The sequence below is a fragment of the Arthrobacter castelli DSM 16402 genome, from assembly GCF_000430705.1.
GTDB lineage: Bacteria > Actinomycetota > Actinomycetes > Actinomycetales > Micrococcaceae > Arthrobacter_C > Arthrobacter_C castelli.
This window is the reverse complement of the sequence record NZ_AUMN01000014.1, coordinates 32,344-47,386: the sequence shown is the minus strand read 5'-3', so window position 1 is coordinate 47,386 and position 15,043 is coordinate 32,344. Positions and strand designations below refer to the sequence as shown.

The 15,043-nt window shown below is 67.6% G+C and carries 12 protein-coding genes; 11 read left to right on the top strand and 1 reads right to left on the bottom strand.

Going from position 1 to position 15,043, the window contains the following annotated elements; genetic code table 11:
* Positions 1-34: 34 nt before the first annotated feature.
* The 6 genes from H535_RS27910 to H535_RS0115140 all read left to right on the top strand — a co-directional run bounded on the left by H535_RS27910 (position 35) and on the right by H535_RS0115140 (position 7,084).
* Positions 35-925: a MerR family transcriptional regulator gene (locus tag H535_RS27910; protein ID WP_051299390.1), complete on the top strand. Its 891-nt coding sequence runs from the start codon at positions 35-37 to the stop codon at positions 923-925.
* Positions 922-1,896 (top strand): ABC transporter ATP-binding protein, encoded by a 975-nt coding sequence (locus tag H535_RS0115160; protein ID WP_026820218.1) that lies wholly within the window; start codon positions 922-924, stop codon positions 1,894-1,896. The genes H535_RS27910 and H535_RS0115160 overlap by 4 nt, the downstream gene beginning before the upstream one ends.
* Entirely contained in the window at positions 1,893-3,593 is a 1,701-nt protein-coding gene (locus tag H535_RS0115155; RefSeq protein ID WP_026820217.1) for an ABC transporter permease, read from the top strand. The genes H535_RS0115160 and H535_RS0115155 overlap by 4 nt, the downstream gene beginning before the upstream one ends.
* 64 nt (positions 3,594-3,657) lie before the next feature.
* Entirely contained in the window at positions 3,658-4,701 is a 1,044-nt protein-coding gene (gene tdh / locus H535_RS0115150; RefSeq protein WP_026820216.1) for an L-threonine 3-dehydrogenase, read from the top strand.
* A 26-nt stretch (positions 4,702-4,727) separates the two neighbouring features.
* Positions 4,728-5,951, top strand: coding sequence for a glycine C-acetyltransferase (locus tag H535_RS0115145; protein ID WP_425387289.1), 1,224 nt, complete (start codon positions 4,728-4,730; stop codon positions 5,949-5,951).
* Between the two features lie 53 nt (positions 5,952-6,004).
* Positions 6,005-7,084: an NAD(P)/FAD-dependent oxidoreductase gene (locus tag H535_RS0115140; RefSeq protein WP_026820214.1), complete on the top strand. Its 1,080-nt coding sequence runs from the start codon at positions 6,005-6,007 to the stop codon at positions 7,082-7,084.
* A 73-nt stretch (positions 7,085-7,157) separates the two neighbouring features.
* Here the strand turns inward: H535_RS0115140 and hutH are convergent, their stop codons facing one another.
* Positions 7,158-8,741, bottom strand: a complete 1,584-nt coding sequence (gene hutH, locus H535_RS0115135; RefSeq protein ID WP_026820213.1) for a histidine ammonia-lyase — start codon at positions 8,739-8,741, stop codon at positions 7,158-7,160.
* A gap of 147 nt (positions 8,742-8,888) precedes the next feature.
* Between hutH and H535_RS0115130 the strand changes: the two genes are divergently transcribed.
* The 5 genes from H535_RS0115130 to hutI are packed head-to-tail and all read left to right on the top strand — an operon-like array spanning position 8,889 to position 14,945.
* Positions 8,889-9,557, top strand: coding sequence for an IclR family transcriptional regulator (locus tag H535_RS0115130; RefSeq protein ID WP_026820212.1), 669 nt, complete (start codon positions 8,889-8,891; stop codon positions 9,555-9,557).
* Positions 9,558-9,613: 56 nt separating this feature from the next.
* Positions 9,614-11,269, top strand: coding sequence for a urocanate hydratase (locus H535_RS0115125; protein ID WP_026820211.1), 1,656 nt, complete (start codon positions 9,614-9,616; stop codon positions 11,267-11,269).
* An 11-nt stretch (positions 11,270-11,280) separates the two neighbouring features.
* Positions 11,281-12,519, top strand: a complete 1,239-nt coding sequence (locus tag H535_RS0115120) for an allantoate amidohydrolase (RefSeq protein WP_026820210.1) — start codon at positions 11,281-11,283, stop codon at positions 12,517-12,519.
* On the top strand, positions 12,516-13,730 hold the full coding sequence (locus H535_RS25825) for a formimidoylglutamate deiminase (protein WP_425387284.1): 1,215 nt from the start codon (positions 12,516-12,518) through the stop codon (positions 13,728-13,730). The genes H535_RS0115120 and H535_RS25825 overlap by 4 nt, the downstream gene beginning before the upstream one ends.
* Positions 13,731-13,733: 3 nt before the next feature.
* Positions 13,734-14,945 carry an imidazolonepropionase gene (gene hutI / locus H535_RS0115110; protein ID WP_026820209.1) on the top strand — a complete coding sequence of 404 codons (1,212 nt, stop codon included), beginning with the start codon at positions 13,734-13,736 and terminating at the stop codon, positions 14,943-14,945.
* Positions 14,946-15,043 lie beyond the last annotated feature (98 nt).

Here is a 15,043-nt window from a genome sequence, read left to right as displayed (position 1 = left end):
CAGTGACGTCACGTCACACCTGCATGATGGGGGTATGAAGGTAAAGGAGCTCGCGGACTTGGCACGCACGACCGTGCGCACGGTCCGCTACTACCACCAGATCAATCTATTACCGCTGCCGGAAACCCGTCACGGCTGGCGCGACTATGGCTTCGCCCATGTTGCCCGGCTGATGCGTGTGCGCTGGCTGGTGGACTCCGGCGTTCCGCTGGCACAGGTGAAGGAGCTCATCGCCGCGGAGACGCAGAACCCGGCCCGGAGCAGCGTCGCGGCGGACCTGCGGGCCACGCTGGAGGGCGTCGACCGGCAGCTGGACGATCTCAGGGCCCGGCGAGCCCAGCTGGCCACGTTGCTGCAGACCGCGGAATCGGGCCGGCCGTTGACCCCGGTGCCCGAACCGCTGGCACGCTTCTACGCTGACCTGCTGGACCTGGCGCCGGACGAACGGGCCCGGGGCATGATCCAAGCTGAAGCGGACCTGGTTGAAATGGCCTGCTATCGGATGGAGCTGCCGCCAATCGTCTGCGAGGTCATTGACCGCATCACCAAGGACGACCTCGACGAGGCCGTGGAGATGATCGCCGGGTTCCAACGGGTGGCGGACAACCAGCCGCCGGACGCGGAGGACCAGATCCGGGCGCTCGCCGCCTGGGGCGGGGAGTTCGCCCGGCGTGTGGCTCCCGAGCTGCTGGCCGCCATGGGCGACATGCTCACGGATGGACGTCACGCCTGGACCTGGCGGATCTTTGCCCTCGTTTACCCGGGCAGCTACTACCCGGGCGCCTACTTCACTCTCTACGTCGAAACGCTCGCCGAAGAGCTGGGGATCCCGCTGTCGGCCGAAGATCGCCGGGCGCTGGCCGAATCGGCGCGCGAAGAGAACCAGAAACACCTACACCAACTCAGCCGGAAGGCAACGACATGAGCCACGCCATGAGCGCAGAGCAGAGCATTCCCCAGAGCAGTTCCCCGGACCACCCCGCCGCTCACCCGGTCCAGGTGGAGGGACTGACCAAGAAGTTTGGGTCCTTTGCCGCCGTCGACGGGCTGGACCTGGAGGTCTCGGCCGGGTCGGTCCATGGTTTCCTGGGCCCGAACGGGGCCGGCAAGTCGACCACGATGCGGGTGCTGCTGGGGCTCTACAAACCGTCAGCAGGCAGGGTGCGGGTCCTCGGGAAAGACCCCGCCACGCACCCGGCCGAGGCCACCCGGAACGTCTCCGCGGTTCCCGGCGACGTCAGCCTCTGGCCGAACCTCACGGGCCGCCAGGCGCTCGACGTCCTCGCCGGACTGCGCGGCCGCTACGACCGCACGCGCGAGGCCGGGCTGATCGAGCGGTTCGGTCTGGACCCGTCCAAGAAGATCCGCACCTACTCCACGGGCAACCGGCAGAAGGTGATGCTGGTGGCCGCCTTCGCCGCCCGCACGGACCTGCTGCTGCTCGACGAGCCCACTGCCGGCCTGGATCCGCTCATGGAGCGGGAGTTCGGCCACTGCGTGCGCCAGGCCGTTGACGATGGCCGGACGATCCTGCTCTCCAGCCATATCCTCTCCGAGGTCGAGGAGCTGTGCTCATCCGTTACGATCATCCGGGACGGCCGGCTCGTCGAGTCCGGCCGGCTGGCCGCCATGCGCCACCTCGCCGCCTCCGGGATCGAGGCCACCGTGCCCGTCGAGCGCGCCGACGATATCGCGGCCCGGCTGGCCGCGTACGGCATGGCCGCGGACCACGACGGCGGTGCTGCCGATGGTGTGATCCGGGTAGCCGGGTCGGTGGACCGCCAAAACGTGCCGGAGGTGCTCGGCACCCTTGCCGCATCCGGGGCCCGGGACATCACTTCGGTGCCGGCGTCGCTGGAGGACCTCTTCATGCGCCACTACGAGGTGGTGTCATGATGGGCACACCCGCTGCTGTGCAGACCAGGCCGCGACACCGCCAGGATGTGCCCGCCGCCACAGGAACCGGGACCGCGGGCCAGTACCGCAGGCTGGTGGCTCTGGTGCTGCGGCGGCACTGGACACAGTTGCTGGCATGGTTGATCCCGCTGCTGGCCCTGGTGGCTGTGACCGCTCCGTCCTACGCCGAGTTATATCCGGACCTGGCGCAGCGGACCGTGCTGGTCGAGTCCCTGCGCGCCAACACAGCCACCGCCGTGCTGTACGGCCCGTTGCCGGATCCGGGGACGCTGGGTCAATTACTCGTCTGGGAAACCGGGACCTACGTACTCATCGTCGGCGCCGTGATGGCCTTGCTGCTCGCGGTCACGTTGGTGCGCCGTCCCGAAGACGCCGGCACCCTGGCCGTCGTCCGATCCACCGGCACGGCACCCTGGCTGCCGGTGGCGGCATCGTTCACGGTGCTGATCGGCCAGTGCCTGGCGCTCGGCGCCGGCACCGCGCTGATCCTATGGGGCCAGGCGCAGGTGAACCAGGAACTCACCACCGCCGGCGCCTTCACATTCGGCGCCGTGGTGGCCGCGGTCTCGGGCGCGTTTGCCCTGCTGGCCACGGTGATGTGCCAGCTTGCCCCGGACGGCCCGGTGGCCCGCTCCTGGTCACTGCTGATCCTGGGTATCGCGTTCCTGGCCCGGGCAGTGCCCAACGCCGGGGCCACTCTCGACGATGCCGGCGCCGCGCCGGTGACGTGGCTGCACTGGGTTTCGCCCCTGGGGTGGGTGCAGGTGGTTGCCCCCTATACCCGGGACCGGGCGTGGCCGTTCTGGGTCTTCGGGGCAGTGCTCCTGCTGTTGTTGGTGCTGTCGTTGTGGTTGGCCTCGAAGCGGGAATACCAGGCCGGGATCATTGCCCGCCGCAGGGGACACGACCGCGGGCTGCGGGTATCGTCCGGATTCGGCTTGGCGCGGCGCCGGGGGATGGGTTCGGCGATCGGCTGGACGGTGGCCGTGGTGGCCCTCGGCGCCCTGTTCGGCGGCATGAGCTCCGGGCTGCTGGACCTGCTGACAGGCTCGGACGTCACCGCTCAACTCGTGCGCCGGATGATGGGCGACGCCTCTGTGACCTCCATGTACTTCCAGATGGTCACTCTCATTGCCGGGATCTTCGTTGCCGTCTACGCGGTTGGCTCAGTGATGCGGGTCCGTGCCGACGAGTCCGCGGGGTTGCTGGAGGCCGAGCTGGTCACTGGCCGGCGCCGCTGGGAGCCGCTGGTGGCTGCCTGGGTTGCCGCCGTCGTCGGCAGCGCAGTGATGCTGCTGCTGGCCGGCCTGGTCACGGCCGGGATCACGGCGCAAGAACTCGGCGGGCAGGCGGACGCCGGGCGGATCATAGGTTATTTCCTGCTCCAGTGGCCCGCGGCCGTGTGCCTGGCCGGCGCCACCGCACTGCTGATCGGACTGCGGCCGCAGCTGGCGTGGATCGGCTGGGCGCTGGTCGCCGTAACCGCCAGCATGACCTGGTTCGGCAGCTTGTTGGAACCGCCTGGGTGGCTGATGGACCTGATGGTGTTCAATCATGTCCCCGACCTGGCCGGCGATGACCCGGTGTACTGGCCGCTTGCGGTGCTGGCCGGAATCGGCGTGGCGGCCGTGTTGCTTGCCGTGCCGTCCATGCAACGGCGGGACATCCGGCGATAGCGACTCTTGATACCGTAGAGCGGCGGGCAACGACGCCCGAGGGTGATACGGAAGGGAAGTATCAGTGAAAGCGCTTTACAAGTCCGCGGCACAGCCTGGGTTCGAATTGGTGGACCGGCCGGAGCCGGAGCCCGGGTTCGGCGAGGTGAAGATCCGGGTGTTGACCACCGGTGTGTGCGGAACCGACCTGCACATTCAATCGTGGGACAGCTGGGCGCAGAACACCATCAAGGCTCCGCTGATTCCCGGGCACGAGTTCTATGGTGAGGTCGTGACCACCGGAGAGGGCGTCACCAATACCAAGGTCGGCGACCGGGTCTCCGGTGAGGGCCATGTGGTGTGCGGGATGTGCCGCAATTGCCGTGCCGGGCGCCGTCAGCTGTGTATTCATACCGTCAGCGTCGGGGTGCAGCGTGATGGGGCGTTTGCCGAATACGTGGTGATTCCCGAGACCAATGCGTGGGTGCAGAACGAGACAATCACACCCGCGCTGGGCGCGGTGTTCGACCCGCTGGGCAACGCAGTGCACACGGCGTTGAAATTCCCGCTGGTGGGCGAGGATGTGCTGATCACCGGCGCCGGACCGATCGGACTGATGGCTGCCGCCGTCGTCCGCCATGTGGGCGCGCGCTACATTGTGATCACCGACGTGTCCGAACCGCGGCTGCAACTGGCTCAATCGATGGGTGTCGACTTGTCTATTGATGTCTCCAGCACGAAGATCCACGGTGCGCAGCAGTCGATGGGGATGGCTGAAGGGTTCGACGTCGGACTCGAGATGAGCGGGCACCGAACCGCACTGCCGGAAATGATCGCCAACATGAACCATGGCGGGCGGATCGCGATGCTGGGGCTGCCGGCGTCGTCGATTGATATTGACTGGGCCACCGTCGTCACCCACATGCTGACCCTGCAGGGTATTTATGGCAGGGAAATGTACGAAACGTGGTACGCGATGAGCGCGATGCTGCAGACCAATGAGTGGCTCTACGACGCGATTTCGTCCGTCATTACCGACCAGCTGCCGGCGGCCGACTGGGAGCAGGGCTTTGAAGCGGCCCGCGATGGCGCCGGCGGCAAGGTTGTGCTCGACTGGACACAGGTTTAACGAAGGAGAACAACGTGTATTCGACGATGCAGGCCGAACTTCAGGACGAACTTGATGACATCCGCCAGGCCGGGTTGTTCAAGGCGGAGCGAAGCATCAGTTCCCCGCAGTCCAGCCATGTCCAAGCGGCGCTGCCGGGCTCCGAACCGGCCGAGGTGCTCAACTTCTGCGCGAACAACTATCTGGGGCTGGCCGGCCACCCGGAGATCATTGCCGCCGCGAAAGAAGCGATGGACGAACGTGGCTTCGGGATGGCCAGCGTGCGGTTCATCTGCGGCACCGGGGACCAGCACTTGCTGCTCGAACGCCGGGTGTCCGACTTCCTCGGCACTGACGACACCATCTTGTTCTCGTCGTGCTTCGATGCCAATGGCGGCGTCTTCGAACCGCTGTTCGGCCCGGACGACGCGGTCATCTCCGACGCCTTGAACCATGCCTCCCTGATCGACGGCATCCGGCTGTGCAAGGCGAAGCGGTACCGCTACCGGAACCGTGACATGGCGGACCTGGAAGCCCAGCTGCAGGCGGCCGGCGAGCAGGAACGCACCGATGGTTCCACCGGGGCTCGCCGGAAGATCATCGTCACCGACGGTGTCTTTTCCATGGACGGCTACCTGGCACCATTGCGCCGGATCTGCGCACTGGCCGACCGGTACGACGCACTGGTGATGGTGGACGACTCGCACGCGGTCGGTTTCATGGGCAAGACCGGGGCGGGAACGCCCGAACATGCCGGGGTCTCCGACCGGGTGGATATCTACACCGGCACGTTCGGCAAGGCACTCGGCGGCGCGTCCGGCGGGTACGTGGCCGGCCGGGCCGAAATCGTGGCCATGCTGCGGCAAAAGGCACGTCCCTACCTGTTCTCCAACAGCCTGGCGCCGTCCATCGTGGCCGCGACGCTGAAAGCCCTCGAACTGGTGTCGGGCAGCGGCCAATTGCGGGACAAGCTCCAGCAGAACGCCGCGCACTTCCGCCGGCGGATGGCCGAAGAGAATTTCGAGCTGCTCGAGGGCGAGCATGCCATCATCCCGGTGATGTTCGGCGACGCCGTGCGGGCCGGGCGGATCGCTGACGAGATGCTCTCCAACGGGGTGTATGTGACGGCCTTCAGCTACCCGGTGGTTCCCAAGGAGGCGGCCCGCATCCGGGTGCAGCTATCCGCGGCCCACAGCGCCGAGGATATTGAAACCTGTGTGCGGGCCTTCGTGGCCAGCCGTGATGCGCTACGCACGGTGGGCCGGGCGTAGTCCGCGTCCATCGTCAGCGGTCCATCGTCAGCGGCGCGATATAGCATGGCTGGATGGCGCAAAGTTGTGACGTGCTCATTGTTGGTGGCGGCATCGCCGGCCTCTCTCTGGCTGCCCGGCTGGGCAATGACATGCAGGTGGCGGTGGTCGAGGCGGAGAGTGCACTCGCGTACCACGCCTCATCCCGCTCGGCCCGGCAGCTGCAGCCCAGCCACGGTCCGCTGCCGATCCGGACCCTGACCGGGCGGACGATCGCCGCCGTGGAGGATATTTCCGCGCACATCGGCCGGCGCATCCTCAACGACAGGCCGCTGATCTTCACAGGCACCGAGGACGACGTCGCCGCGAGACTCGCAGCCAGCGACGTGTTGCAGCGGATATCCGTCGACGAAGCGCTAAGCCGCAGCCCGGAGCTGAGACCGGAAGCAGTGCAGGCTGCCGCCCTGGACGATTCCGCGCTGCAGGTCGAGGCCGATGTGCTGCTCGATTACTATCGGGACCAGGCGCTTGGCGCCGGGGTGCAGATTCATTGCAACGCTCCCGTGCACACGGCGCAACAGGTGTCGGCCGGATGGACCGTCGGGGCAGGGGAGGAAGCCTTCCACGCCGGGACGGTGGTAAACGCCGCCGGTGCCTGGGCCGACCCGCTGGCAATCATCTTCGGCGTCCGGATCCTCGGCCTGGAGCCGTACCGCCGGACAGCCGCCGTCGTCGATACCTCCCGGCCGGTGGCCGAAGACGGGCACATGATCCGGGGCGCCGACGGCAGCTTCTACTACCGTCCCGAGGGTACACAATTGCTCATCTCGCCCTGCGAAACCGTCGCCAGCCAGGCTGAAGACGCCCAACCCATCACGGCGGACGTCGACCGGCTCGTGGAGCGGATCAACTCCGCCACCACGTTCTCAATCAAAAATATCGTCCGGTCGTGGACAGGCCTGCGCACTGAACCGGGCGACGGGCTGCCGATGGTGGGGTATGACGAAGAGGCGCCGGATTTCTTCTGGCTGGCCGGCCAGGGAGGTTATGGGATCCAGACGTCGTGGGCGATGGCCGACCTCGCCGCGTCCCTGATCACCGGATCGACGACGGACGCCGACCCGGTGGCGAAGGCCTTGTCACCGCTGCGCTAGGGCAGTGGCGAAATGTGCCGGGGACCGGACGAGCTGCGATGTGGGACTTTGCATCGCCGGACCCGCCACAGCCCTACGACAGCTCAGAGCCGATGGCTTCTTCTGCCGTCGTGAGCGCATCGCCGGATTCGACCAGCTTCCGCACCGCCTCGATTTCGGGGGCCAGGTAACGGTCGGTTCCAGGGGCGGGAACGACTGTCCGGATCAGCTTCCGCACCGCCGTCGTCGCCGGGGCAGTCTTGGCCTGTTCCACGCCGCCGTCGCGCATGTCCAACGCACGAGCCGAGGTGAGCAGCTCCACGGCCAGCACCCGCGACAATCCGTCGATGGCGCGGCGCAGCTTGAGTCCGGCGCTCCAGCCCATGGAGACGTGGTCTTCCTGCATCGCCGAAGACGGAATGGAATCCGCCGATGCGGGCGCCGCCAGCCGCTTCAGCTCCGAGACGATGCCGGCCTGGGTGTATTGGGCGATCATGTGGCCGGAGTCGACCCCGGGATCGTCGGCGAGGAAGGCATTCAGTCCGTGGTTCCGGGCGGGATCGAGGAACCGGTCGGTCCGCCGCTCGCTCATCGAGGCCAGGTCCGCCACGGCGATGGCCAGGAAGTCCAACACGTACCCGACCGGCGCGCCGTGGAAGTTGCCGTTCGATTCAATCCGGCCATCCAGCGTCACGACCGGGTTGTCCACGGCCGAATCGAGTTCGTATCCGGCGACGGATTCGGCATGGGCCAGCGTAGCGCGGGCGGCGCCGTGGACCTGCGGCGCGCACCGGACCGAGTAGGCGTCCTGTACCCGGGTGAAGCTCCGCTTTCCGTCTTCGCCTGACTGCCGGGTGCCGATCAGCGGCGATTCACCGAGGACGGAACGGATGTTCGCCGCGGATGCTCCCTGGCCGGGATGCGGGCGGAGCTGATTCAGGTCTTCGGCGAACACCGCGTCGGTGCCCAGCAACCCCTCGACTGTCATGGCGGCCGAGATATCGGCGATTTTGAGCAGGCGGTGCAGGTCGGATGAGGCCATCAGCAGCATGCCCAGCATCCCGTCGGTGCCGTTGATCAGCGCCAGCCCTTCCTTCTCCCGCAACTCCACCGGGCTCAACCCGGCGGCGGCGAGCGCGTCTCCGGCGTTCATCAGCTCGCCGGCGCGGTTGCGGACTTCGCCTTCGCCCATCAGCGCCAGCGCGCAGTGGGACAGCGGTGCCAGGTCCCCGGAGCAACCCAGGCTGCCGTATTCGCGGACGACGGGAGTGATGCCGGCGTTGAGGATTCCGGCATAGGCCTGCGCGGTCGAGGGGCGGACACCGGTGCGGCCGGTGGCAAGGGTGGACAGCCGCAGCAGCATCAGTCCGCGGATAATTTCCCGATCCACCTCGGCGCCGCTGCTGGCCGCGTGGCTGCGGATCAACGACCGCTGCAGCTGGGCGCGCATGTCGACGGGGACGTGTTTGGTGGCCAGCGCGCCGAAGCCGGTGGAGACACCGTAGTGCGGCTGGTCGTCGTCGACCATTGATTCGATCACGTCGCGCGATTCGGTCATGGCGCGAACTGATTCGTCGGTGATTCTGATCTGCGCGTCGTCCCTGGTGACGGCGACGACGTCGTCGGCGGCCAGCGGCCCGACGGATACTTCAACGGTGCTGGTGGTGGTTCCGGTCATATGTGCTCCTCGTTCCGAATGCCGACGGCGTTGCCGGGTTGCTCTTGCCAAACAATGAAATTAGCGTTTTACTAAGTGAAATACATTTTGCGCTGAAGTTCAAGAAGCTGAGGCGAATTGGCACCGTGCCGCTGGTAGGAGGAACTCATGGCCGACACATCAACCCGCACCGTGGAGCGGGCGCTGTCACTGTTGGGCGCGGTGTGCGACGGCGGTTCGCTCACCCTGGCCGAAGCGTCCAGGCAAGCCGAACTGTCCGCCAGTACGGCGTTGCGTCTGTTGCGCACGCTGGAAACGGCCGGCTTTGTGCGGAAGGACGACGACGGCTACCGGCCCGGGATGCGGATCGTTCAACTGGGTGCCGCGGCGCTGAGCCATGAATCACTTATCGCGCTGGCCGCCGAACCGATGAAGCGGCTGGTGGCGAAAACCGGCGAATCCTCCTACCTCAACGTTCCGTCCCGGAAAATGCCGGAAGGCGAAGAGACCGGAATCTATATCGCCATCGAAGAAGGAACGCACTCGGTGCGGCACACCAGCTGGGTGGGCCGCAGCATCCCGTTGCACGGCACCGCCGCCGGCGAAATCCTGCACGGGGCGATCCCCGACGACGGGTACGTCGTCGTCAGCAACGGGGTGGAACCCGACGTCACCGCCATCGCAGCGCCCATCGTGATGGGCTCGCGGGTGGTGGCCGCCCTGAGCGTCGTCGCGCCGAGTTACCGGATCAGCGACGACGACGCCGCCGCCATCGGCCGCCTGGTCGCCGACGAAGCGCAAACCATCATGGACCAGCACGCGGCCCCGGCCGCGTAGCCGAGTACGTATCAAACAACAGCAGCCCAAGAGACACACGAAAGGTACTAAGAATCATGCAGGGAGCACGCGAAGTACGCGCGGCCCGGGGCACCGAGCTGCGCGCCAGGAGCTGGCAGACCGAAGCGCCGATGCGGATGCTGATGAACAACCTGGACCCGGAGGTCGCCGAGCGGCCCGACGACCTGGTGGTATACGGCGGAACCGGACGTGCGGCGCGCAACTGGGAAGCCTTCGACGGCATCGTCAAGGCGTTGGAAACGCTTGACGACGACGAGACGCTGCTGGTCCAGTCCGGCAAGCCCGTCGGCGCCTTCCGGACCCACAAGTGGGCGCCGCGGGTGCTGCTGGCCAACTCCAACCTGGTGGGGGACTGGGCAACGTGGCCCGAGTTCCGCCGGCTCGAGGCAGAAGGTCTGATGATGTACGGGCAGATGACCGCCGGATCCTGGATCTACATCGGCACCCAGGGCATCCTGCAGGGCACCTTCGAAACCTTCGCCGCCGTCGCCGCTAAACGGTTCAACGGGTCCCTGGCCGGGACGTTGACGGTGACGGGTGGCTGCGGCGGCATGGGCGGGGCCCAGCCGTTGGCCGTCACGCTCAACGGTGGCGTGGTGCTGATGATCGACGTCGATGAGACCCGGCTGCGCAGGCGCGCCTCCAAGCGGTACCTCGACGTCGTCAGTGCTGACCTGGACGAGGCGCTGGCCAAGGTGCGCCAGGCGAAGGAATCCCGGACGGCGTTGTCCGTCGGGCTGGTCGGCAATTGCGCCGAAATCCTGCCCGAGCTGCTCAAGCGCGGCGAGCCGGTCGATATCGTCACCGACCAGACCTCGGCCCACGACCCGCTCAGCTACCTGCCGGCCGGTATCTCTATGGAGGACTGGAAAGCTGAGGCCGAGTCGGATCCGGAAGGGTTCACCAAGAAGGCGCAGGAGTCGATGGCCACCCACGTGGAGGCGATGGTCGGGTTCGCCGACGCCGGCGCCGAAGTGTTCGACTACGGCAACTCCATCCGTGACGAAGCCCGTCAGGGCGGTTACGACCGCGCCTTCGATTTCCCCGGCTTCGTGCCGGCATACATCCGTCCGCTGTTCTGCGAGGGGCTGGGCCCGTTCCGCTGGGTGGCGCTTTCGGGAGATCCGAAGGATATTGAGGTCACCGACCAGGCGCTGATGGAACTCTTCCCGGAGAAGGAACATCTGCATACCTGGCTGAAGGCGGCGGCCGAGCACGTGGAGTTTGAGGGACTGCCGGCGCGGATCTGCTGGCTGGGCTACGGCGAGCGGGCCAAGGCCGGGGCGCTGTTCAACCGGCTCGTCGCCGAGGGCAAGGTGTCGGCGCCGATCGTGATTGGACGTGACCACCTCGATTCCGGGTCGGTGGCTTCGCCTTACCGGGAGACCGAGGGTATGGCCGATGGATCCGACGCGATCGCCGACTGGCCGCTGCTGAACGCCATGCTCAACACCGCCTCCGGGGCGACCTGGGTGTCGATCCACCATGGCGGGGGTGTCGGCATCGGCCGCTCCATCCACGCCGGGCAGGTCTCGGTCGCCGACGGTTCCGACTTGGCGGCGGAGAAGCTGGAACGGCTGCTGACCAACGATCCGGGCATGGGTGTGATCCGGCACGTCGACGCCGGCTACGACCGGGCCACCGAGGTCGCCGACGAACGCGGCGTCCGCATCCCCATGCGCGAAAAGTAAGCGGGGAAAGAATGGAAACCGTATCCCAAGTCCTTGATTCGATCGACGACGTCGGCCGGGACCCGCGGCGCGGCGGGTACAGCCGCCCGGTGTACTCGGCCGCCGAACTCGACCTGCGCAGCTGGTTCATCGAGCAGGCCCAACGCCGCGGACTCGACGTGGAGACCGATCGCAACGGCGCCATCTGGGCCTGGTGGGGATCGCCGTCGTCGTCCGGTCCCCAGGCCCTGGTCACCGGCAGCCATCTGGATTCCGTCCCCGGCGGTGGTGCCTTCGACGGGCCGCTGGGAGTCGCCTCGGCGCTCGCCGCCGTCGACAAGCTGCGCGCCCGCGGGATCACCGCCGGCGAGGGCGGCGCCCGACCGCTGGCCGTCACCGCGTTTCCGGAGGAAGAGGGCTCCCGCTTCGGCGTCGCCTGCCTCGGATCGCGGCTGATGAGCGGTGCCATCGACGCCGACCGCGCGAGGTCCCTGACGGACGCGGACGGCATCACCTTTGCCGAAGCAGCGGCCCGGCACGGCCTGGATCCGCAACACCTCGGCGCCGATCCGCAAGCCATCGACCGCGTCGGCCAGTTCGTTGAACTGCACGTCGAGCAGGGCCGCGGGCAGATCGACCTCGGACCGGCCGGCGGCGCCGAAAACTCGGTCGCCATCGGAACGTCCATTCTGGGACACGGACGCTGGAAATTCACCGTCAGGGGGCAGGGGAACCACGCCGGCACCACGCTGATGTCCGACCGCGCCGATCCCATGGTCGCCGCGGCGCAGGTCGTCCTCGCGGTGCAACGGGTCGCCGCCGGCCGGGACGACGCGCGTGCGACGATCGGCCGGCTGCAGCCACTTCCGGGAGGCACCAATGTCATCGCCTCGGCCGTTGAGATGTGGATGGACGTGCGCCACCCCGACGACTCCGTGACGGCCGCATTGGTCGAGACGATCCACGGCAAGGCGCAGATCGCCGCCGCCAACGAGGGGTGCACCGTCACCCTGACCGAGGAGTCCTACAGCAACACCGTCCATTTGGACGCCGGGCTGCAGAGCCGGTTGCATGATTTACTGCCGCAGGCACCGTCGCTGGCAACCGGGGCCGGGCACGACGCCGGTGTGCTGGCCGCCGTCGTTCCTTCAGCCATGCTCTTTGTCCGCAACCCCACCGGCATCTCGCACTCGCCCGAGGAATGGGTCGAACGCGACGATGCGGACGCTGGCGCCGACGCGTTGGCCGATGTACTGGAGGGCCTGCTGTGAGCGCGCCGCCGCCTGTGATGCTGCCCGCCGCAGTTAATGCGCATTCCCATGCCTTTCACCGGGTGTTGCGTGGCCGGACGCACACCGGGCGGGGCAGTTTCTGGAGCTGGCGCGAACAGATGTACCGGCATGCGGCCGCCCTGACGCCCGAGCTGTACGAAAAGCTGGCCACCGCCGTCTACGCGGAGATGGTCACGGCTGGCTTCAGCGCCGTCGGCGAGTTCCATTACGTCCACCATCGGCCGGATGGAACCCCGTATCCCGACCACGACATGGAGCACGCGCTGGCCCGCGCCGCCCGGAACGCCGGCATCCGCCTGACGCTGCTGGACACTTGCTACCTGAAGGGCGGAATCGGTCAGCTGCTCAGTGAGGAGCAGGCCCGGTTTGCCGACGACGACGCCGCGGACTGGCTGGCCCGGCTGGACTCGCTGCGTGCCGCGTTTGAGCGGACCTATGACCCGGCATACGTCAGTGTGGGTGCGGCAATCCACTCGGTGAGGGCCGTCGATCCGGAGTCGTTGGGCACCATTGCCGGGCAGCTGGATCCGCAGTTGCCGCTGCACGTCCACCTGTCCGAGCAGCCCGGTGAGAACCGCGCCTGTTCGGAGGCGTACGGACTCACCCCCACGGAACTGCTGGCCGAACAGGGGCTGTTGTCCCACCGGTTGTCGGCCGTGCATGCTACGCATTTGACCCAGCGCGACATCGAACTGCTCGGCGCCGCCGGAGCGAACATCGTGATGTGCCCGACGACGGAAGCGGACCTGGCCGACGGGATCGGCCCCGCCCTGGAGCTGGCCGGCGCCGGCGCGGTGATTGCGCTGGGCACCGACCAGCATGCCGTCGTCGACCCGTTGTTGGAGATGCGCGCGCTGGAGCACGGGGAGCGGCTGCGCAGCGGAGCGCGGGGGCGGTTCACGCCGTCGGAATTGGTCGCCGCGTCCAGCACCGGCGGCGCCAGGAGTCTCGCCGGCGGCGCTGGCTTGATCGCCGGCGACGCACCGCAACCCCACGAAGACCAGATTCATGTTCGATCCGACAGCGTCCGGACCATTGGGGCGGAGGGGGAACAGGTCGTGCTGGCCGCGACGGCGTCGGACGTGGAGACCGTCGTCATCGGTGGCGAGGTCGTGGGTCGCAACGGGATCCACGAATCGCTCGGCGACCCTGCCGCACTGCTGTCTGACGCGCTGAAGGAATTGGAGTAGACGATGAGCCATTTGATTACCAACATTGGCGAACTCATGACCCAGGACGGCGAGGGCACCGTGCTATCCGACGCCGCCGTCGTCATCGAAGGAGAGCGGATCAGCTGGGTCGGCCCGGCCGACCAAGCACCCGCCGCCGATACCAGCGCCGACGCCGAAGGACGGGCAGTGCTGCCGGGCTGGGTGGACTCCCACACCCACCTGGTTTTCGCCGGCGACCGGACGGAAGAGTTCGAGGCCCGGATGGCCGGCGAAAGCTACAGCGCCGGCGGCATCGCCGTCACCACCAGCGCCACCCGGCAGGCCTCCGACGAGGACCTGGGCAGGCTGCTGACCGGGCGGATCCGTGAAGCTCTCTCGCAGGGAACCACGTACCTGGAAACGAAGACCGGCTATGGGCTCAGCGTCGAGGACGAGATCCGCAGCGCCAGGATCGCAGCCGCCCAGGTCGACGAAGTGACCTACCTCGGGGCGCATCTAGTGCCCGACGGGATGGACGCCGATGAGTACCTGGACCTGGTGCGCGGGCCGATGCTCGACGGCGTGGCGCCCTATGTCCGGTGGGCCGATGTGTTCTGCGAACAGGGCGCCTTCGACGAGGGCCAGTCTCGGCGGGTGCTGGAAGCCGCGCGGGACGCGGGCCTGGGACTGCGGGTGCACGGCAACCAGTTGGGCCCCGGGCCGGGGGTGCGGCTTGCCGTGGAGATGGGAGCCGCCAGCGTGGATCACGTGAGCTATCTTCAGGACGCCGACGTCGCCGCGCTCGCCGATTCCTGGGCTGGCTGGTCCGGCGGGGGAGCACGCGGTACCGTCGCCACCTGCCTGCCCGCTTGCGACCTTTCCACCCGGCAGCCGTTGGCCCCCGGACGGGAGCTGCTCGATGCCGGTGTGCAGATCGCGCTGGCGTCCAACTGCAACCCGGGAACGTCGTACACCTCCTCGATGGCCTACTGCGTCACCACCGCCGTGCTGCAGATGAAACTCAGCATCCACGAAGCCGTCCGGGCGGCGACGTTCGGGGGAGCGCTGGCCCTGCACCGGGAGGCCGGCGAGGACCGCGATGGCGCCCGTGCGGTGGGCAGCATCGCCGTCGGGCACCGGGCGGACCTGCACATGCTCGATGCGCCGTCGGCGACTCACCTGGCGTACCGGCCAGGTATTCCGCTGACCCACCGGGTGTGGCGCGCGGGGAAAGAGTTCGACGCGCGGGCCTGATTCCACGCCGACTCTAAAACGATGTCTTTCCGATGTGCCGTCATCCCGGAGTGCTGACCGAGGCGTGTAAGGATCCGGGGTGGTGCGGATCCTAGGAT